At 36.6% G+C, this 20968-nt stretch carries 21 protein-coding genes; 4 read left to right on the top strand and 17 right to left on the bottom strand.

Annotated elements, in window-relative coordinates:
* Positions 1 to 16: 16 nt before the first annotated feature.
* From lpxA to Q0252_RS01865, 5 genes are all read right to left on the bottom strand, one after another.
* Entirely contained in the window at positions 17 to 805 is a 789-nt protein-coding gene (gene lpxA / locus Q0252_RS01885; RefSeq protein ID WP_297983099.1) for an acyl-ACP--UDP-N-acetylglucosamine O-acyltransferase, read from the bottom strand.
* A complete protein-coding gene (locus Q0252_RS01880; protein WP_297983096.1) occupies positions 805 to 2202 on the bottom strand; it encodes a bifunctional UDP-3-O-[3-hydroxymyristoyl] N-acetylglucosamine deacetylase/3-hydroxyacyl-ACP dehydratase in 1398 nt (465 codons plus the stop codon). The genes lpxA and Q0252_RS01880 overlap by 1 nt, the downstream gene beginning before the upstream one ends.
* On the bottom strand, positions 2195 to 3226 hold the full coding sequence (gene lpxD, locus Q0252_RS01875; protein ID WP_297983094.1) for a UDP-3-O-(3-hydroxymyristoyl)glucosamine N-acyltransferase: 1032 nt from the start codon (positions 3224 to 3226) through the stop codon (positions 2195 to 2197). Before lpxD ends, Q0252_RS01880 begins: the two co-directional genes overlap by 8 nt.
* Before the next feature lie 74 nt (positions 3227 to 3300).
* The gene (locus Q0252_RS01870; protein WP_297983091.1) at positions 3301 to 3975 is read right to left on the bottom strand and encodes a hypothetical protein; all 675 of its coding nucleotides are present in this window, start codon (positions 3973 to 3975) and stop codon (positions 3301 to 3303) included.
* Positions 3976 to 4025: 50 nt separating this feature from the next.
* A complete protein-coding gene (locus tag Q0252_RS01865; RefSeq protein WP_297983088.1) occupies positions 4026 to 5237 on the bottom strand; it encodes an HD domain-containing protein in 1212 nt (403 codons plus the stop codon).
* Positions 5238 to 5413: 176 nt separating this feature from the next.
* On the opposite strand from Q0252_RS01865, the gene Q0252_RS01860 reads away from it, so the two are divergent.
* The 3 genes from Q0252_RS01860 to Q0252_RS01850 all read left to right on the top strand — a co-directional run bounded on the left by Q0252_RS01860 (position 5414) and on the right by Q0252_RS01850 (position 8627).
* Positions 5414 to 6958 (top strand): PglZ domain-containing protein, encoded by a 1545-nt coding sequence (locus Q0252_RS01860; protein WP_297983087.1) that lies wholly within the window; start codon positions 5414 to 5416, stop codon positions 6956 to 6958.
* A gap of 95 nt (positions 6959 to 7053) precedes the next feature.
* Positions 7054 to 7812: an exodeoxyribonuclease III gene (locus Q0252_RS01855; protein ID WP_297983084.1), complete on the top strand. Its 759-nt coding sequence runs from the start codon at positions 7054 to 7056 to the stop codon at positions 7810 to 7812.
* Between the two features lie 29 nt (positions 7813 to 7841).
* Positions 7842 to 8627, top strand: a complete 786-nt coding sequence (locus Q0252_RS01850) for a hypothetical protein (RefSeq protein WP_297983081.1) — start codon at positions 7842 to 7844, stop codon at positions 8625 to 8627.
* Between the two features lie 169 nt (positions 8628 to 8796).
* On the opposite strand, the gene Q0252_RS01845 is transcribed toward Q0252_RS01850, so the two are convergent.
* The 7 genes from Q0252_RS01845 to Q0252_RS01815 all read right to left on the bottom strand — a co-directional run bounded on the left by Q0252_RS01845 (position 8797) and on the right by Q0252_RS01815 (position 14270).
* Positions 8797 to 9168 (bottom strand): septal ring lytic transglycosylase RlpA family protein, encoded by a 372-nt coding sequence (locus Q0252_RS01845; protein ID WP_297983078.1) that lies wholly within the window; start codon positions 9166 to 9168, stop codon positions 8797 to 8799.
* Between the two features lie 332 nt (positions 9169 to 9500).
* The gene (rimO, locus tag Q0252_RS01840; RefSeq protein WP_297983075.1) at positions 9501 to 10802 is read right to left on the bottom strand and encodes a 30S ribosomal protein S12 methylthiotransferase RimO; all 1302 of its coding nucleotides are present in this window, start codon (positions 10800 to 10802) and stop codon (positions 9501 to 9503) included.
* A gap of 112 nt (positions 10803 to 10914) precedes the next feature.
* Positions 10915 to 11772, bottom strand: a complete 858-nt coding sequence (rfbA, locus tag Q0252_RS01835; RefSeq protein ID WP_297983072.1) for a glucose-1-phosphate thymidylyltransferase RfbA — start codon at positions 11770 to 11772, stop codon at positions 10915 to 10917.
* Positions 11769 to 12215 (bottom strand): four helix bundle protein, encoded by a 447-nt coding sequence (locus tag Q0252_RS01830; protein WP_297983070.1) that lies wholly within the window; start codon positions 12213 to 12215, stop codon positions 11769 to 11771. The genes rfbA and Q0252_RS01830 overlap by 4 nt, the downstream gene beginning before the upstream one ends.
* Positions 12216 to 12257: 42 nt before the next feature.
* Positions 12258 to 13337, bottom strand: a complete 1080-nt coding sequence (gene rfbB, locus Q0252_RS01825) for a dTDP-glucose 4,6-dehydratase (RefSeq protein WP_297983068.1) — start codon at positions 13335 to 13337, stop codon at positions 12258 to 12260.
* A 101-nt stretch (positions 13338 to 13438) separates the two neighbouring features.
* Positions 13439 to 13984 carry a dTDP-4-dehydrorhamnose 3,5-epimerase gene (gene rfbC, locus Q0252_RS01820; protein WP_297983065.1) on the bottom strand — a complete coding sequence of 182 codons (546 nt, stop codon included), beginning with the start codon at positions 13982 to 13984 and terminating at the stop codon, positions 13439 to 13441.
* Between the two features lie 94 nt (positions 13985 to 14078).
* Positions 14079 to 14270 (bottom strand): hypothetical protein, encoded by a 192-nt coding sequence (locus Q0252_RS01815; RefSeq protein WP_297983063.1) that lies wholly within the window; start codon positions 14268 to 14270, stop codon positions 14079 to 14081.
* Between the two features lie 939 nt (positions 14271 to 15209).
* On the opposite strand from Q0252_RS01815, the gene Q0252_RS01810 reads away from it, so the two are divergent.
* Positions 15210 to 15959 carry a hypothetical protein gene (locus tag Q0252_RS01810; RefSeq protein WP_297983060.1) on the top strand — a complete coding sequence of 250 codons (750 nt, stop codon included), beginning with the start codon at positions 15210 to 15212 and terminating at the stop codon, positions 15957 to 15959.
* A gap of 359 nt (positions 15960 to 16318) precedes the next feature.
* Here the strand turns inward: Q0252_RS01810 and Q0252_RS01805 are convergent, their stop codons facing one another.
* From Q0252_RS01805 to Q0252_RS01785, 5 genes are all read right to left on the bottom strand, one after another.
* Positions 16319 to 17305, bottom strand: a complete 987-nt coding sequence (locus Q0252_RS01805) for a glycosyltransferase family 4 protein (RefSeq protein ID WP_297983058.1) — start codon at positions 17303 to 17305, stop codon at positions 16319 to 16321.
* 10 nt (positions 17306 to 17315) lie between these two features.
* Positions 17316 to 17864: a sugar transferase gene (locus tag Q0252_RS01800; protein WP_297983055.1), complete on the bottom strand. Its 549-nt coding sequence runs from the start codon at positions 17862 to 17864 to the stop codon at positions 17316 to 17318.
* 18 nt (positions 17865 to 17882) lie between these two features.
* Positions 17883 to 18782 carry an NAD-dependent epimerase/dehydratase family protein gene (locus tag Q0252_RS01795; RefSeq protein WP_297983052.1) on the bottom strand — a complete coding sequence of 300 codons (900 nt, stop codon included), beginning with the start codon at positions 18780 to 18782 and terminating at the stop codon, positions 17883 to 17885.
* Entirely contained in the window at positions 18782 to 19741 is a 960-nt protein-coding gene (locus tag Q0252_RS01790; RefSeq protein ID WP_297983050.1) for a hypothetical protein, read from the bottom strand. Before Q0252_RS01790 ends, Q0252_RS01795 begins: the two co-directional genes overlap by 1 nt.
* A gap of 89 nt (positions 19742 to 19830) precedes the next feature.
* Complete coding sequence (locus Q0252_RS01785) at positions 19831 to 20967, bottom strand: NAD-dependent epimerase/dehydratase family protein (RefSeq protein WP_297983047.1); 1137 nt, start codon at positions 20965 to 20967, stop codon at positions 19831 to 19833.
* Between the last annotated feature and the right edge of the window lies 1 nt (position 20968).

The following is a 20968-nucleotide window of genomic DNA, read 5'->3' as shown; positions in this document are numbered from 1 at the left end:
TTTGAATTTTGAATAATTATTCTTTACCCGTTCCGTAGCCTTTTACAATTCCTCGAGGAGAATTTTTGATGAATTCCAAAATTTCGTCGCGTTCAGCCGTTGGAAGCATTTCTTTTTCTATAACGCCCATTGCTTGTGTAACGTTCATTTTCATCTGGAAAATCTGACGGTAAATTTTTTGAATTTCGAAAATCTTTTCGTTCGTAAAACCTCTTCTTCTTAAACCTACAGAATTAATTCCGGCATAAGACATCGGTTCTCTCGCCACTTTTACGTAAGGCGGAATATCTTTTCTCACCAAAGTTCCTCCGGAAATCATCACGTGTCTTCCGATTTTTCCAAACTGATGCACTGCAGAAAGTCCTCCCATTACAGTGTGGTCGCCAATCTCTACGTGACCTGCAATTCCACAACCGTTCACGATGATAACATTGTTTCCAATAACGCAATCGTGTGCGATGTGAGAAGTTGCCATAATGAGACAGTCTTTCCCGATTTTGGTATAACCTAAAGCTTTGGTACCGCGGTTAATCGTCACGCATTCTCTAATCGTAGTACCGTCGCCAATAATCACCTGAGTATCTTCTCCGTCGAATTTCAAATCCTGAGGAATAGCAGAAATTACAGTTCCCGGAAAAATTCGGCAGTTTTTACCGATTCTCGCACCGTCCATAATGGTAACATTCGGACCAATCCAGGTTCCTTCACCAATTTCTACGTCTCCTGCAATCGTCGTAAAAGGTTCTACGATGACATTTTTTTTGATTTTTGCTCTTTTGTCAACAGCAGCTAATTGGTGTATCATCAGTCAACTTTTGTTTTCGCAACCTGTGCCATTAATTCTGCTTCTACCACAACGCTGTCTCCAACATAACCGTAACCCTGCATGTGAACAATTCCTCTTCGGATAGGTTCCATTAATTCAATTTTGAAAATTAATGTATCACCCGGAACTACTTTTTTCTTGAATTTCACATTATCGATTTTCACGAAATAGGTAGAATAATTTTCCGGATCAGGAACGTTCGCCAGAACTAAAATTCCTCCGGTTTGAGCCATTGCTTCAATTTGTAAAACTCCCGGCATTACCGGTTCTTTAGGGAAATGTCCAACAAAAAAAGGTTCGTTCATCGAAACATTTTTCAATCCAACCACATGAGAGTCAGAAAGTTCTAAAATCTTATCAATTAATAAGAATGGTGGTCTGTGTGGCAGCAATTTCATGATGCCGTTGATATCGAACACCGGTTCTTTGGTTAAATCGAAATCCGGAACGTTTTTCTTTTTCTGAAGTTTCCACTGACGGTTAAGTTTTTTTGCAAACTGGGTGTTCACAAAATGTCCCGGTTTGTTGGCAATAACTTTCCCTTTAATTTTTACGCCTGTTAAAGCCAAATCACCAATAATATCAAGCAATTTGTGACGGGCGGCTTCATTTGGATAATTTAAAGTAAGGTTATCTAAAATTCCGTTTGGCAGGATGGTTACATCATCTTTACCGAAAGCTTTTTTGAGTTTATCCGCTGTTTCAGGAGTTAATTCTTTGTCCACATAAACGATGGCGTTCGAAATATCTCCACCTTTAATTAAACCTGCATCCAAAAGCATTTCCAGCTCATGAAGGAAACTGAATGTTCTTGCTGAAGAAATTTCTTCTTTAAATTCGGTAATATCTTTTAAAGTAGCATTTTGAGTTCCCAAAACTTTGGTCCCAAAATCTACCATGGTTGTAATTTCGTAGTTTTCAGAAGGAATAATGGTAATTTCTGAACCTGTTGCAGGGTCAACGAAATTCATCACTTCTTTTATCACTAAATATTCTCGAGGTTGCAGCTGTTCTTCAACACCTGCTTTTTCAATGGCTTCAACGAAAAATTTAGAAGAACCGTCCAAAATTGGTGGTTCTGCAGAATTCATTTCCAAAATTGCGTTATCAATATCACATCCAACCAACGCTGCAAGTAAATGTTCGCAAGTGTGAATTCTTACGCCCAATTTTTCAAGGGTGGTTCCGCGTTCGGTTGTAGTAACGTAATTTACGTCGGCTTCCACTTGCGGATGACCTTCCAAATCGGTTCTTACGAAAACAAAACCTGTATTTTCTTTTGCCGGTTTAATGGTAAGATTAACTTCTCTTCCAGTGTGAAGTCCAATTCCCGAAAGCGATACTTCTTCTTTAAGTGTTTTTTGTTTATCACTCATCAGTGTTTTCTTTTGAGTTATTTTCTAGTTGGTCTATCCGTTTTACGATGTCAGTAAGGTTGCGGAAATGAACGTAATTTCTACGATAATCGCTTGCAGCAATCGCAGGAGAACCATACAAAATTTCGCCGTCTTTAGTGCTTGAATTCACACCACTTTGAGCCTGGATTTTCACTTGATTTCCGATAATGATGTGTCCTACAATTCCAACCTGACCTCCAATTTGGTTCCAGTCGCCAATTACGGTAGAACCTGCAATTCCGGCTTGAGCAGCAATAACGTTGTTCTGACCGATTTTTACATTATGTGCAATTTGAATCAAATTATCGATTTTGGTTCCTTTTCCAATGATGGTAGAACCTATAGTTCCCCTGTCTATTGAACAGTTCGAGCCAATTTCAACATCGTCTTCCAAAACTACATTTCCTAATTGTGGAATTTTTTGGAAACCGTCTTTCGTTGGCTGAAAGCCGAAACCGTCTGAACCGATAACGGTGTTGGAATGGATGATACAGTTGTCTCCTAAAACACAGAAATCATAAATTCTTGCGCCACTGTAAATGATACAATTCTTACCTATTTTCACATTTTTACCAATGAAAACCTGCGGGAAAATTTGAGAACCGTCGCCGATTTTAGACTTTTCCGAGACGTAAGAAAATGCTCCCACGTAAACATCTTCACCGATTAGAGAACTCTCGTGGAAGAAAGAACCTTCTTCAATTCCGGATTTTTTTCCTCTCATTTGCTGATAAAGATTCATCAGAACCTGAAAAGAAAGGTATGCATCTTCCACAGCGATAATGGTTGCATTAAAGGTTTTGTCGGTTAAAAGTTTTTCGGAAACAATCAGAACAGAACATTTCGAAGAATCGATAAATGGTGCAAATTTTTCCTGGGCTACGAAAGAAAGATGTCCTTGTTCACCACTTTCAATTGGAGAAACGCCCGTAATCAAGGCGTTTTCGTCGCCAATGATACGTCCGTTAATAAAACCTGCAATCTGAGATGCTGTAAATTCCATATCCTGCAAAGATAAGAAAATATGGTTTACACAACGTAATTTTAAGAATTTTAAACGCCTAAAAACGTGTGTTTTTACTGCAATATAATTCCGCTTGATTTCACAAATTTAATAGCGGGGGAATTATGAATGTGTGCTTTGAATTCCTTTATTTTTTCCGGACTATTGTCCAACAAACCCATTTGAATGTATCCTTCTTTTTCCATCACCCACCAAAAAGACATGTTTTTCGCATAGTTTTTATTTGCGGGATTCTGAGCAAAATCGTTCAGGAAAGTCATTAATTTATTGAGCTCATTATAAGAATATTTTTGCGTGTGGAAATGCACGTTTTCACTGCCAATAATCTTAATAATTTCCCTTTTTCCTTTAGCCGTATCTCCAAATAAATTTATTTCCAGGTCACCGGAATCGTTGATAAAAGCTCCGCCATAATACCCGGGAATATTTTTGCCAAAGTGTTTGAGTAATTTTTCCAATTTTTGATTGGCTTTCCACTGAAAAGCTGCATCGGCTTCGCCGGTATTTTTGTCTTGACTTTCTTCTGGGTTTATTTCTCGATCTCCCTTTTCTTCCTCAACAATTTTTATTTCTGATTTATTCTCTATAGTCGGACTATCAGAAATTTTATGTGTTTTAACCGCTACGGAATCCTTTTTGACAGCTTGTTTGAAGGTGTTTTGTGAAGAATTTTGCTTTATGCAGGAAATGACAAAAAGACCACTCAGAACCAACAGAACTTTTCTCATTACTTCAAATTTTGAAAGTAACGGCAAAAACTGAACCGATTCGGCTCTAATTAAATCTCTCTTGGAAAAGACAGAATATATTTTGTATTAGGCTGATTGATAAACGCAGAAAGTATTTGATTTTCAGAATTTTCCAATCTGAATTTTTCACCATTTTTGGGAAGAAGATGAATCGGCTGTTTTTCGGTATTGTACGGAAGCAGCGTTCTTGAAATTTCATCCACGAGTTCCGCTCCATTTTCAATATTGAAGAAAGCGTTTGTTTTGGCAATTTTATCTTCAACAAAATCTTTTTCGAAAGGTTTTGAAGAAATCATTGTCTTCGGAAAATTCCTTTGAATAACACATTTACACAGATAAGAAAGGATAAAATCATCACTTTTTGTCCAAAATTTCATCGCCTGAATTATATCGTTATCATCCAACTCTGTAAATCTTTGGATATCTTCTTTTGTGGCACGAACGAACTTATTTTTTTCGAGGAAATATTTTAAATTATCTGAAGCTTTCAGTTCTTTTCCTTCCGAAACTAAAGTTTTTGCGCGGTCCAAAATTTTCACCAAAAGATGCTCTGCCAAAGCCGAAGTTTTATGGTAATAAACTTGCCAATACATGAACATTCTCGCCGTTAAAAAATTTTCAATGGAATAAATTCCTTTCGCATCAATTACAAGTTGATCATCTGTAACATTCATCATCGAAATAATCCTTTGCGTATTGACATTACCTTCGGAAACCCCGGTGTAGAAACTGTCGCGTTTCAAATAATCCAAACGGTCCACATCTAGTTGAGAAGAAATCAACTGATTGAAAAACTTCCGATGATATTTCCCTTGAAACATTTCTATTGCCATCGTCAGTTCACCATCCAATTCTCTGTTCAGGTCATTCATTAACAACAATGAAAGCTTTTCATGATGCCAATCTTCCATCAACATATTTTCCAAAGCGTGCGAAAAAGGACCATGACCAATATCGTGCATCAAAATCGCTAAAGTTGCCGCTTTTTCTTCCTCCCTGGAAATTTCTACACCTTTCAGTTTTAAAGTTTCCAAAGCTGTAAACATCAAATGCATCGCACCTAAAGCATGATGAAATCTCGTATGTGTCGCTCCAGGAAAAATTAAATTTAAAAGTCCGGTCTGTGAAATTCTGCGCAAACGCTGAAAATAGGGATGCTCAATTACATCAAATAAGATTTCGTAAGGTATTTTGATAAATCCGTGAACCGGGTCATTGATAATTTTCAGTTTGTTCTGCATTATTAGTGTAAAGTGATAAGCAATAAGCTACAAATTTAGGGAAAATTGAGTTGTTAGAATGAGGATAAGTAAAAATAATGATTAACTAATATTTAACTTTTGTCAACCAATTTTTGGGCAAATTTTAAGAGCTTTTGGTCGTATTTTTGATGGATTTAAAATTCAAAAAAAGAATAATGGCAGGAAAGATTTTATGGATAGATGATGAAGTGGATTTACTGAAACCGCATATCGTATTTCTTGAAAACAAAGGCTACAACGTAACGCCCGTTAATAACGTCAACGAAGCACTGGAACTTATTGACAATGAGAAATTTCAGCTGACTTTGCTGGATGAAAATATGCCAGGAATTACCGGTATTGAAGCCATCCCGATGATTAAAGAGAAAGACAGCACCCTGAAAATTGTGATGGTGACTAAAAATGAGGAGGAACATATTATGGAACAGGCGATTGGTTCCCAGATTTCAGATTATATTCTGAAGCCTGTAAATCCGAATCAGGTGTTGCTTTCATTAAAGAAAAATCTTCAGGAAGAAATTTTGGTAGAGCAAAAAACCATTTTGGAATATCAGCAAGAGTTTCGTAATCTCTCGATGGAACTTTCTTACCTGAGAACTTATCAGGATTGGGCAGAATATTACAAGAAAATCCTGAACTGGGAAATTAAGTTCGACCGCGTTTTTGATAATGAATTCGCTGATTTGCTTCAGTCTCAAAAGGAAGAGGCGAACATTCAATTTGCAAAATTCATCGAGAACAATTACGAAGAATGGTTGCAGAGCAATGAAAAACCAATGATGAGTCATACTTTGTTCAAAGACAAAGTAAAAACTGAAGTTGAGAAACAAAAAGTTTTGCTTCTAATGATTGATAACCTTCGTTACGACCAATGGAAAGTCATCGAACCTTTATTCACGAGATTTTACAATAAAACTTCAGAAGATTATTACTTCAGTATTTTACCAACGGCAACGCAGTACGCGAGAAATTCATTTTTTGCAGGTTTAATGCCTTCGGAAATTGAAAAAAGATTCCCACAATATTGGTTTAATGATAATGAAGAAGGAAACAAAAACGAGCACGAAAGAGATTTTCTGGAAGACCAGATGAAGCGTCTGGGACTTTCATCAAAATCAATGAAATATCTGAAAATTTTGAATGCAGATTTCGAAAGAAAAATTTCGGATGATTTCAATCAGCATAAAAACAATGATTTATTGGTGATTGTGTACAACTTTATCGATATTTTATCTCACGCGAAAACCGATAATCATATTATCGACCAATTGATTCGCGATGACAAAACTTTCCGTTCTTTAACATATAATTGGTTTGAAAACTCTTCTTTGATGAAGATTATTAAACAGGCTTCGGAAAGTGGATTTAAACTGGTCATTACAACCGACCATGGAACGATTTACGTGAAAAAACCGAGTCAGGTTGTTGGAGACCGAGAAACTTCCACGAACATCCGTTACAAAACCGGAAGAAGTTTAACGTACGACGACAAAGATGTTTGGGCCGTAACGCAGCCTGAAAAACTTTTCTTACCGAAGGGAAATTTGAGTTCGAAATACATTTTTGCGAAGAACAATACATTTTTAGCTTATCCTAAAAATTACAATCACTTTGTGAATTATTATAAAGAAACGTATCAACACGGTGGAATATCACTGGAAGAGTGCATTATTCCAATCAGCATAATGGAACCCAAATAGTTTTTTTTCATAGTTTATTTGATTTGGGTTTTATTGGGCGGAAAAAATCTTCGATTTTTTCCGCCCTTTTTATTTCAATACACTATTTTCGCTCTATGAAAATCATCTCCTACAACGTCAACGGCATCCGTGCTGCTTTCACCAAAGATTTTTTAGGCTGGCTAAAAAATGCGGATCCCGACATTATCTGCATTCAGGAAAGTAAAGCCGGAAATGACCAAATTGATATTGAAAGTCTGGAAAAAGTAGGTTATACCAGTTTTTGGCATTCCGCGCAGAGAAAAGGATATTCCGGAGTTGGAATTGCTTCCAAAGTCGCTCCAAAACATGTGGAATTTGGTTGCGGAATTGAACATTATGACTCCGAAGGAAGAATTATCCGTGCTGATTTTGACGGTTTTTCGGTAATATCAGTGTATGTGCCAAGTGCTTCCAATATTGAAAGACTGGATTTCAAGATGCAGTTTTGCTACGATTTTCTGGATTATATTAAAGAATTGAAAAACACAATTCCAAATCTTGTGATTTGTGGAGATTTCAATATTTGTCATAAAGCCATCGACATTCATAACCCGGAAGGATTAAAAAATGTCTCCGGATTTCTTCCGATGGAAAGAGAATGGATGACAAAATTTATTGAAGAATGCGAAATGATAGACAGTTTCAGGTATTTTAATGACCAACCCGACAACTATTCCTGGTGGAGTTACAGGCAAAATTCCAGAGCCAGAAACAAAGGTTGGAGGTTGGATTACAACTTTGTTTCATATAGTTTAAAGGAACGTTTGCAGCGAGCCGTCATCTTAAAAGAAGCCGTACATTCCGACCATTGTCCGGTTCTTGTAGAAATTTAATTTATTTTCTTTAAATTTATCAAAAAAAATTGCAGACGTTATTACTTATGCATCCTTTCGAACTTCTTAAAGAAAGAATTAAGTCGCATCCACAGATTTCTACCAGTTTTCTCTCCTTTGCAGAAAAGTGGCGGACTTCGCATTACAATGAACTTTCGAACATTATTAACGAAAATCTTCAAAAAAACAACCATCTTCAGGGAGAACGAAAATTCGAACTGGGAACAACAATTTCTTCCATTACCCTAAAAAGATTTTTTGAGGGAAGTTTCTCGGATAATGCAACCAACGATTTAAGGTTTATAAAAACTTTGGACAAGCTGTGTATTTTTTTAGGCTTTGAAAGTTTTAATCATTTTATTTCGCAGAACAAGGAAGCTGCAGATAAAGAAACTGTTGCATCAACCGATGATTTTGAAAAAATTATTCTTGCAACAGCGCAACTGGAATTCGAAAACCTTCAAAATCTGCCGAAGATTGATTTAAAAAATGTAATAAAAACCGTTCATCCGGATTCTCCTTATTATAACAGAATCAGCAGTTATTTGGAGCAATTGAATGAACAGGGACTCACTCTTTCAGACAGACCTTCAAATTACGAAGTATATAATTTCGAGCTGCAGAGCGAAGATGAAAACTTGGCGGTAATTTCTACACAGGAGTTTTGGAACCTTAATTTCATTAACAAAAATAACGGACCTCACCACTATCATATTCTGAACCGTCAAAATTATTTCATTAAAAAAATTGATGGAATCTGGAAAATTTGGGACAATCACAATCCGAATGTGTGGGAAATGGTAGATAAAATTTAAGCTGCTCCGTTACCGGAAACAGCTTTAATATTTTGTGTTTATAGAATCCTTAATTTGAGGGTACAAAAGTAAGAATGTTATTTTAAACAATTGAAACTCAACCCATTCTTATCAACGACATAAAAAAACCGGCTCTATTGAACCGGTTTTACATTTTAAAACGTAAATGTTAATCGACAATTTCATATTCAACCGGAATAGTACCACTTGCGTGATTACCAATTGAATTGAACGCTGCTTTAGATAAATCCAAAGCTCTTGATGAATGGAAAGGACCTCTGTCGTTCACTTTCACAATTACACTTTTTCCTGTTTTGATATTGGTAACTTTCAATTTAGTTCCAAAAGGAAGCGTTCTGTTTGCAGCGGTAAGTTTAGAATTATTAAAAACTTCTCCACTTGCAGTTTTTCTACCATTAAACTTATCGTGGTAATACGATGCAAAACTTGTTTTGGCATCATTGGCATTATACTTGTTGAAAGAATAAATACCAAGTGTTGAAATCATCATTATGATTACGAGAATACCTCTTTTCATCATTTTGAATTATTTTATTGGTTTTGACGAGGCGAAATTACAGAGGAACTTATCCGAACAAAATACTTATTGTTAAATATTATTAATAATTTGTTAAAATTTTGTTAAACAAGTACGTAATTCCCTTTACAAAAGGGCTTAACAAGATCTGTTAAAAAGTGTTAAAAAAAATACTAAAAAGTTAACTTTATTAACTTTTTTTGCTAAAATTACTCAAGTAAACCTTTATAAATAATTATATATCAGTTATTTAACCGAAAAGCCACATCTCGTAAGAAATGTGGCTTTTTGATTTGAATTTGATCAAAGATTTGAGTCTTTATTTCAAGTTTTCCTTAAATTAATTCTCCATAAAGGTCAAATTCTTCGGCAGAAGTAATCTTCACATCGGCAAACTGACCAATCGATAAATAGGTATTGTCGGCTTTTACTAAAACCGTATTATCAACATCCGGAGAATCGAATTCTGTTCTTCCTACGAAATAATCGCCTTCTTTTCTGTCGAAAATACATTTGAAAGTCTTTCCTATTTTTTCCTGATTCTTTTCCCATGAAATTTGAGACTGAAGTTCCATAATCTCTTCTACTCGCGCTTCCTTCAATTCCTGCGGAACATCATCTTCCAATTTGTAAGCTCCCGTATTTTCTTCGTGAGAATACGTAAAGCAACCTAATCTGTCGAATCTTTGTTCGCGAACCCACTCTTTCATTTCATTAAAACGCTCTTCTGTTTCGCCGGGATAACCAACAATTAAAGTCGTTCTAATCGCCATATCCGGAATTTTCTCACGGAATTTTGCTAATAAAGCATCTGTTTTTTCATGAGTTGTTCCACGTTTCATCGATTTCAACAAATCTGAATTGATATGCTGTAAAGGAATATCGATATAATTGCAAACTTTTGGTTCATTTTTAATTACGCCCAGAACATCTTCAGGGAAACCTGAAGGAAAAGCATAATGAAGACGAATCCATTCAATGCCCTCCACTTTTACCAATCTTAAAAGTAAATCAGCTAGAGCTCTTTTTTTATAAATATCCAGTCCGTAATAGGTTAAATCCTGTGCGATTAAGATCAGCTCTTTGGTGCCTTTCTTAGCAAGATTTTCAGCTTCCATAACCAAATTTTCAATGGGTGTAGAAACGTGGCCGCCTCTCATCAAAGGAATAGCGCAGAAAGAACATGGTCGGTCGCAACCTTCAGAAATTTTTAAGTAAGCGAAATGCTTTGGTGTAGTTGTTAAACGTTCTCCGACCAACTCGTGTTTGTAGTCTGCACCCAATTGTTTCAACAAAATCGGCAAATCGCGCGTTCCAAAATATTGGTCAACATTCGGAATTTCTTTTTCCAAATCCGGTTTGTAACGTTCGGAAAGACAACCCATCACAAAAACTTTTTCAACCTCTCCTCTTTCTTTAGCTTCTACAGCATCCAAAATGGTATTGACCGACTCTTCTTTTGCATTATCAATAAATCCGCAGGTATTAATAACAACAATATCTCCACGTTTTTCGTGAACGACTTCCTTTCCATTGGCTTTCAGCTGTCCCATCAGAACTTCAGAATCCACCACGTTTTTGGAACATCCGAGTGTGATGATATTGATTTTCTTTTTACCTGTTGATTTTGTACGCATTTCTTTATGAATAAGTAATTGGTAATGAGTAATTTTTGTGGGTGCAAATTTAAGAAATAAAAAAGAGAACCAAAGTAATTGATTCTCTTTAAGTTGTATTTATTTCTGATTTTTACAGCAATGCTTTCAAATAATCTCCGTATCCGCTTTTTCCGTATTTCTGGGCAGATTTCAGAAGCTGTTCTTTATCAATAAATCCTTTTTTGTAGGCAATTTCTTCGATACATGAAATTTTGAAACCCTGTCTTTTCTCCAAAACTTTTACAAATTCTGATGCTTCATGCAAAGAATCGAAAGTTCCGGTATCCAACCAAGCTGTTCCACGCGACATTACTCCAACTTCCAGTTCACCTTTTTCAAGGTAAATTTTGTTGATATCTGTAATTTCGAGTTCTCCTCTTGGTGAAGGTTTTAAATTTTTAGCGTATTCCACAACGGAATTATCATAAAAATACAATCCAGGAACTGCGAAATTAGATTTCGGATGTGTTGGTTTTTCCTCAATGGAAATAGCCTTCAAGTTTTCATCAAATTCTACAACGCCATATCTTTCCGGGTCTGAAACCTGATAAGCAAAAACGCATCCTCCTTTGACATTGGTTTTACTTGAAAGCAAAGCTGGAAGTCCAGATCCATAGAAGATATTATCTCCCAGAACCAAAGCTACTGAATCGTCACCAATGAATTCTTCACCCAAAATAAAAGCCTGCGCCAAACCATCCGGACTTGGCTGAACTTTGTATTGAATGTTACATCCAATTGACGAACCGTCGCCCAAAAGCTTCATAAAACCTTCCTGATCGTGAGGAGTTGTGATAATTAAAATATCTTTAATGCCCGCCAAAAGCAACGTTGAAAGCGGATAATAAATCATTGGTTTATCGTAAACGGGCATTAACTGTTTGCTTACCGCGATTGTTAACGGATAAAGTCTCGTTCCTGACCCTCCTGCGAGAATAATTCCTTTCATTTTTTAGGATTTGAGTTGTGAGTATTTGAGTTGTGAGTGATTGAGTTTTCACTTTTCTTTTTTTCAACAGAAAAAGTCCATTTTTCTGAGCTATTTACCATTGAAACTAATAAGGCCAAAATTTCATCATATAGCGCGAATAATTTTGAATGTTCATCTTCAGTAATATATTTACAGGCAAAAGCAAAATCCAACCAGTTTTGGGTTTCTGCAGCTTCACCATCTGCATCTGTTAATTTTGCGACAAAAGATTTTTCGTATCTTCTTTTACGCCACGCTTCAGTAATATTTGCACTTACTGAACGTGAAGAACGCAAAATTTGGTCTGTTAGAGAGTAGGTTTCTTCTCGTGGAAACTTTCTTGAAATTCGATAGATTTCCATAGCAGAAGAAAATGATTTCTGATATACAATCAAATCCTTATGAAATTTCACCAAGCCCATTTCTAACTCAATTACTCAATAATTCTCTACTCGATTACTCTACTAAGAGTATTGTTTGTCGTAATATTTTTGATAATCTCCTGATGTAACATGATCGAGCCATTCTTTGTTTTCTAAGAACCAATCGATGGTTTTAGAAAGACCTTCCTCGAAAGTTACTGATGGTTTCCAGCCTAAATCTTCGTTGAGTTTTGTTGCATCAATTGCGTAACGTTTGTCGTGTCCCGGTCTGTCTTTTACAAAAGTGATTAATTTTTCTGAATGACCTGCAGGATTTCCAACTTTTTCGTCAACCTGCTTGATGAGTTCTTTAACCAGATTAATATTTTGCCATTCGTTCCAACCACCGATGTTGTAAGTTTCTCCGGTTTTCGCTTCATGGAAAATCTGGAAAATTGCTTTTGCGTGATCAATCACATATAACCAATCTCTCGTATATTTACCGTCACCGTAGATTGGTAGCGGTTTTTCATTCAAAATATTGTGAATACAAAGCGGTATTAATTTTTCAGGAAAATGGTTTGGTCCGTAATTATTGGAACAGTTCGAAACGATAAACGGCATTCCGTACGTATTTCCATACGCTCTCACCAAATGATCTGAAGCAGCTTTGGAAGCTGAATACGGTGATTTCGGATCGTAAGATGTTTCCTCTGTAAAGAAACCTGTTTCACCTAAAGCTCCGTAAACTTCATCGGTTGAAACGTGGTAGAAAAGATTTGTTCTTTGCTCATCAGGAAAATTTCCGTGGGTATGATCTTCGTTTAGAGTCCAGAATTCGCGGGCAAGATTCAAAAGATTTGCAGTCCCGATAACGTTGGTATTAATGAAAGCATTCGGATCGGTAATACTCCTGTCCACATGAGATTCTGCTGCTAAATGTACGACAGCATCAGGATGATATTTTTCGAAAACTGCTTTTAACTCTTCAGGCTTTGTAATATCTGCTTTCTCGAAAACGTAGTTGGGTTCGTTTTCAATGTCTTTTAAATTTTCAAGATTACCAGCATAAGTAAGGGCATCAAGATTTATGATTTTGGTGTCTGGTAGATTTTTTACAAACTCACGAACGACGTGTGAACCTATGAATCCGGCTCCTCCGGTAATTATGATTGATTTCATTTGGGTAGTTGAGTTTTAAGTAATTTAGTGGTTCAGTTAAAAATCCTTCGACTGCGCTCAGGATGACAAGATTGAGTGTTGAGGGATTGAGTAGTTATGTTCTAAAAATTTCTTTCCGCAAAGGTAGGCAGCATTTTATCTTTTTCGGAAAGAATTACATCTGATTCGGGTAGTTTCCAGTCGATTTTTAATTCTGGATCATTCCAAAGCACGCCACCTTCGGATTCTTTATTGTAGAAATTATCGCATTTATAAGCAAACACAGCTGTGTCGCTCAACACGGAAAATCCATGTCCAAAACCACGCGGAACGTAAAACTGCGTTTTGTTTTCTGCAGTGAGTTCCACCCCGTACCACTGTCCGAAAGTTGGTGAGTCCGGACGCAAATCTACCGCAACATCAAACACCTTCCCTTCCAGGCACGAAACTAATTTTGCCTGTGCATGCTCGCCTTTTTGAAGATGCAACCCCCGCAAAACCCCATAAGAAGATTTGGAAATGTTATCCTGCACGAAATGACCGTTCATCCCGGTTAATTCCTCAAATTTTTTCTCGTTATACTTTTCGTAGAAGTAACCGCGATCGTCTTCGAATACTGTTGGTGCGATGACGTAGCAGTCCTTTAAAGGGGTTTCTTTGATTTTCATAAAGCTTTATTTTAAGCAAAGGTTTTCAGTAACACTTTACAAAACGCTAATTTATGAAAACTAAACCATCAAAAAAAACTCTTTGGAGTATTCCCTATTCAATTGCGTTTCTAATTTCATCAGGATTCAGGCCAAGATAATCTGCCACTTCATCCACGGTTACTTTCTGATGTTTTAATTTCATTTTTTTAGACCTTATATCGCGGAGGATTTTCCGACAATGTCCAATACTGTAATTCGTAATCACCTGCAGGTCATGCGAATCCAAGAATAATTTCTTTTTCATTTTCTGTTAATTTTAAAGATTAATACACATCAAATCTTTAAAACTTCAGAATGTTAATAAGGTAAACGGGAAAAGAAAGATAAAACAGCTAAATTTAAGGATTGGCTGTTTTTCATATGGTAGATTTATTTTTATTATTACTGACTGAAGGCGTGTACTTTTTGGCTGGCATCCGCATACAATGCCGAGAACTTAATTCAATCATCTGTGATGTGTTAGTTATTGTCAGAGGCCGCCCAGAGCGGCATGTTCTTTAATGGATTTCAGACCTAACTGAAATAACCATAGTGTGTGTCATAGTGTCATTTGCTTTATCACTTTTCGCCGAAACCTTAAAGAACATCCTGAAATCTTAAATATTTCATAACAAAAATATTAAATCTTTCAATTCTGCTATAGTTACTAACATCAAAAGTTATCCACAATCACACAGACCTGCGTTCAGCAAACACTTTATTCAAACAAAATATTTCTGCATTATCATTAACCTTTGATTTTCAATTATTTGTAAATATTTATAAACTAAACAACTGTTTTATAATCTTAAGCATAAAAAAAGAATTTATCATTTTAAAGATGCCCTCTACATGCAACCATCCACGAAGTATCCACGGAGTATCCACGGAGTATCCACGGGTATGAGAGTAAGTTGGAAGTTAGAGGTTAGAGGTTAGAGGTTAGTAGTGGACTGTTTTAACGGATGGAAAGAACAGATTCTGAGAAAAAAGACTATTTTGTTATCATCTGACTGAATTAGAATGCAGATGTACCAAAATGAGCTCAAAGAAGTTTATTCGATTAAAATGACCTGATAAAACTAAAACAATATCATCTGTTATATCCCTGTTGCCAAGGGTTCTTTGCCTTTTTATATTTGCTCTGTAAACCTCCGGCCGGATTTACAAAATTTAATATTAACAGCCTAAAATCAATCAAATCATGGCAAAAGAAAACTCAATTTTGATGTTGCAGGGCAACATAGGAAACTTCTCCTTTTACAAGACAAAAGACGGAAGTATGGTACGCATGAAAGGCGGCGTTGAACGGAGTAAAATCTTCAACGACCCCAAGTTCGCCAGAACAAGAGAAAACATGAACGAATTCGGCATTGTTGCGCAAACCGGAAAAGTGATCCGGGGATCGCTGTCCAATTACGTGCGGAAAATTTCAGATTCGAAGGCCAGTAACCGCATGACCAGCGTACTCACCAAGATAAAACATCTGGATGAAGCGGCGGTACGCGGTGAACGGACTCCTTCCGCCGGAATTTCCACACCTGAAGGAAAACTATTACTGGAAAGTTTTGATTTCAATGCCAACTCTCAGCTGAAAACTCTGCTCACGGTGCCTTTACAAATTGATGAAACCACCGGGATGCTGACGGTCGAAAATTTTTCACCGAAGAGCAGTTTGATTCTGCCAAAAGAGGCGACTCATGTCCAAATCGGCATTGCGATTGCAGCATTGGATGGAGACCTGAAGACTTCGGAAACGATTTACAGTCCCCTGATGAACAGTTCTGCGGATGCTGTTCCTGCAACGCTGAGCTTGGATCCAGGAGCGTCAATTCCAAACGGAGCCGTGAAAATTTTTGCAGTTCTGATCGAGTTTCTCCAGGAAATCAACGGTGTGCAATATCCACTTAACAATAATCAGTTTAACTGTTTAAATATTGTAAAAGTGACGTAGATTTTATTAATTTTTTGTGAATGCTGCCCTTAACCGGGCAGCATTTTTTGTTCATGAAATTTTCTTGCCCCTTGGCTCTAAAGTTGTAACATATCTGCTGATTTGAACCTTAATAGTGGGAAACTTTGCGTTTGAACAGAGATATGACTGGTGAGTGGAAGAAGATGGCTTCGTACTAGTGAATAAGCAAAGGAGTGACCAGAAGTTTTCCTTCCCCAGCCCTAAAGGGTGAAAATTTCTTCACGTTTAAGGATGGCATTTAGTAAGTTTCCAGTTTTAGGAAAAAAATTTTTGCCCCAGCTTTATAGTGGAATTTATTTTGTCCGAACGTAAAGGGTAGTAAATGCTCTACCATCCATTTACAATCTGAGATTTTCTTTAAGCGTAATTTTAATAAGTACATAAGTAGCTATAGTACTAATTATTATGACTGCAAAAAGAAACCAGCTTTCAGCAGTAAGTTTTATGACCAAGCTATTTATCAGCAGCTGCAAGGCGGCATAAGACAGGCTGATCAATCTGTGGTCAATCTTTTTTTCGTTGGCCAAGAGCTGGTAAAGGTGGCGCCGGTGAGCGTCGAATATGTTTTCCTTTAATTTTAACCGTTCTATGATTGTGAGAACCGTTTCCACGCCGTAAACTGTAAGGAATAATATCCATTTTATTTCCTCTGTCTTTATTATTAAAAGGCCCAAAAGTGCCAAAATCCAAAAAGCTATGCCCAAACTTCCCACATCACCCATGAAGCATCTGGCTTTTTTACGGAAATTAAAAAACAGAAATACTACACTTGCTAAAAGTGGATAGATGATAAAACGGGAATCGGTAAAATGAGCCACTTTTTCATTAACAAAGAGCAACGATGCTAAATTCATCAAACTATATAAACCCGTAATTCCATTAATGCCGTCCATAAAATTGTAGGAATTTAAAACACCGATGGTAACTATAAAAAGCAAAGGAATGGACCAATAAGGGAGTATGGCAAAAGCATTCACAAAGTAAAGAAGCAGGCTCACCGCAATAAAATGAAAAACCAATCTCAATCTGCTTGAAAGGCTACGGATATCATCAATAAAACTTATAATACAAATTATCAATAAACCTGCTCCAAAAATTAAAAAATTCTGCGCAGTCGAAGGTGGGTTAAAAATTAAACTGACCGCAAAAAAAAGAAAAGCAGCAGGATAAACGACGCCACCGCCTCTCAGCGTTATTTCGAAATGCTGACTGCGGTGATTGGGAACATCAATGATCTTAAACTTTTCGGCAATACGAAAGTATATCAGCAAAAAAAGGAAAAGACCGACTGCAACAATTATATACTCCAGATAAAACCAATTCAAACCAAAAAAATTATTTTACGCGATCTCCCTGACCTTTCCCACCAACCGTTGCAAGAATATATTTAAAATAATCTGAAACTGTCAGCGATCTCAGCATTTCTGCGTCCATTTCTGCCAGTTTTTTTGGTGTGGACATATCTACTTCATTGATTTGAGCCAATCCTGTAATGCCCGGAACGTGACTGTACACTCCTCGTTTATCGCGTTCTTCAATCAATTCGGTCTGATTGAAAAGATTGGGACGTGCACCTACCAAACTCATATCTCCAATCAAAACGTTTACCAACTGCGGAAGTTCGTCCAATTTGGTTTTTCTTAAGAAATTTCCAAATTTCGTTATGGATGATTTGCTCGCCAAATGCGAGGCCACGGACTTGGTGTCTTTGTGCATTGTGCGGAATTTGTACAGATTAAAAGGTTTTTTGTTCTTCCCTACCCTTTCCTGAACAAAAATTGGCGAACCGGTATCGAAAAGCCCAATAATGTACAATACCAGCATAACGGGCGAGAGGAAGAGCAGACCGAAAAATGAAAATATAAAATCGAAAAAGCGTATCATCTGAGGTTGAGGGTAAGGTTAAGACTTAGATTTAAAGGAAGTGATTGTTTTAGTTAATCCTTCCTCTGCGGACAAAGGTAATGCTTTCAAGCTTAAGGCTGTTTTAATTTTTTGGTTTGAAACCACATAACTTTCAGTTAATTTTTTTAATCTTTCTGAATTGAGGGGCAATTTTATTTTATCGCCCAGTTTTGCCACACCCGAAATTAAACCCGCTGAAATATGCCATAATTTTTCCTTTTTACCAGAGGTTTTCGCGATAATTCTTACCAATTCGTTTGTCGAGATGGCTTTATCGTCTGCAAAATTATAAATTCCGGAAGGGATATCTGAAGTTATGATTTTATCAACCAGGTAATTCAAATTGTCAATACTTAAAAAGGATCTTCTATTTTCAAAACTGGCTAATGGCCAAGGAATGCCTTTTTCTACCACTTTGTAAAGCAGGTTTAGATTTCCTTTGTTGCCCGGACCGTGAATCATACAAGGACGAATGATGAACAGGCGTTTTCCGGACGGCAGATTTTTTGAAAGCAGATATTTTTCTGCCTCCCATTTCGATCTTCCATAAGGCGTTTGCGGACTGGAAGGATGGTTTTCATCCAAAATACCCTCCAAAGTATCGGCGGTGGCTTTTACACTGCTGAAAAAAATAAAATCTTTTATATCTGAATTCAAAAAATCATCAAACAATTTCTTTGTCAGTTCAGTATTAATTACAAAATATTCCCTGTCGGCAGAAGTATTCGCCGTATCATGGGCTTTACCTGCTAAATGAATCACAGCATTTGCATCTTTCTGCAAAGAAAAATCAGGCTTTCTTAAAGATAATTTATCTATAGTATTTCCCTTTTCTTCCAAATATTTTGAAAGATTAGAACCTACAAAACCGGATGCGCCTGTGATGGTTATTTTCATTAGTTATTTTTCATTAGTGGTTTCCAATCATCCTTTTCAGGATTCAGCATTACTTCTTTTAGCCAACCTGTGATTGAACATTTTTCGTATAAATCTTTATTTATTTCTTCATATTCTGTTTTGAAGAAATTTTCATCCAACTGAATATTATTTCTATCAATAACGAAAACATTATTGGAATTGTAGAACGGATATTTTTTAATTTCTTTGTTTGTCGTAATTAATTTTTTACCAGCACCCAAAGATTCGAATGACCGCATTGTCAATCCGGTTTGTCCGGGATGGTTGATATCTAAAATTACCTTGGACTGCTTATACAATTCTAATATTTGATCTGTTGTAAGGCTTGTAAAACTCAGTTTTTTATAATCAAATTCTTTAAAGCTTTTATCAAATAATTTCTGGTAAAAATAAACCAGTTTACCATGCATGTAATAATAGGTAAAAACATTTAAGCCTTTACTTTTACACCAATCTGCAATTTTATTACTGATGATGTACCTGTCGGAGTGCGCCGTTCCGAGAAAAAGCAAATCGTACAAATAACCCGATTGATCAGTTCGATTAATACTTCTATATTTCTCCAGGAAATACAACGGTCGAAATCCAATATTGTATTTCTCGGCATCATTAGGATCGAAGGTAAATCGTCTGTGAAAATATTTCAGAATTGTGGTAGGATGACCATGGTTTGCAAATGAATCCCATGTGAAGAATATTCTCTCACAGTTCGGCTGCATTTCAATAAATTTCTCTAAAAACGCTTTAGTAATTACTTCACCTCTGTTTACGAAAAGATAATCAAATTTTTCAGTTTTGATTTTTTCAAGGATAGAAGCATAATATTCATCAATTTTTTTTTGATAAATATCTCTCTTTAAACGAATAATTCCTTTGGTAAAATTACTGTTGGAAGGTCTTTCATCATAATAAGTCACAACAGCTCCATTCTCTTCCATCGTTTTTTTAATCTCTTTTTCAAGATTAAAAGTCTGAACAGAAAAAAACAGAATTTTTTTTCCATGTATGCTTTCCTTTAGAGTCATTTTTATTTATATAAACCTTTTTTCTTCATCTCCTCCAAAGACTTCTCCAGATTATCTTCCCGAACTTCCTGCTGAAGTACCCAATCGGTAAATTTATTGATGCCCTGTTCAAAAGAAACCTGTGGAACAAAGCCTAACTTTGAATTGATTTTGGTAAGATCTGCAAAATTATGGCGGATATCACCCAAACGGAAATTACCTGTAACTATTACAGGAACTTCAATGCCATAAGCACTTATCAGGCTATTGGCAACGGTCAGCACATCCGTAGCTTCGCCGGTTCCTACATTAAAAATTTCTCCGTTGGCTTCTTCCATTTCCAGACCGCGGATGGTTGCATCTACCACATCATCGATATACACGAAGTCTCTGGTTTCTTTTCCGTCTTCAAAAATTTTGATGCCGTTTCCGTTTCTGATTTGGGTGGAGAAAATAGAAAGAATTCCCGTATAAGGATTAGATAAAGACTGACCTGCTCCATATACATTCTGATATCTGAACGCTACCGGAGCAATACCAATGGTAGGGCAAACCGTCATAACCATCTGCTCCTGATTCTGTTTTGTAATCCCGTAAACAGAAGATGGGTGAATTTTGGAATCTTCGGATGTTGCCAATAATTCCAAAGGTTGATTGTCCTGGTATTTCACTTCAAAATCTCCTGCCAACATATCTCTCTCTTTTCTTTCGGTAGGATACACGATTCCCAGTTCCGGATGGCGGTATTTTCCTTCACCATAAATAGATCTTGAAGAAGCTACGACTACTTTTTTTACCTGATGAGATTTGTCGTTTGCTAAAATATCCAGCATGATTGCTGTTCCCTGCATGTTGACTTCCGCATATTTTTCGATGCAATACATGGACTGTCCGGTGCCTGTTTCTGCCGCATAATGCACCACTGCATCCTGGCCTTTCAAAGCTTTCTCCCAGTCTTCTCTGGAAGTTACCGTGCCTTTTATAAAATTCACTTTATCTTTAATGGACTGATAAAGCGGCGAAGTTTTTTCAGGATTTTCCCCGTGTATCTGCGTTGACAGGTTATCTAAAACCGTAATGGTATAACCTTTTTCAATAAGTTTTAGTGCTAAATTGCTGCCAATAAAACCAGCTCCGCCAGTAATAAGTATATTTTTCATA

The organism is uncultured Chryseobacterium sp., from assembly GCF_936933875.1.
Lineage (GTDB): Bacteria > Bacteroidota > Bacteroidia > Flavobacteriales > Weeksellaceae > CAKZIK01.
Note: the sequence above shows the minus strand (reverse complement) of the source record. Positions and strands in the feature narration are given on the sequence as shown.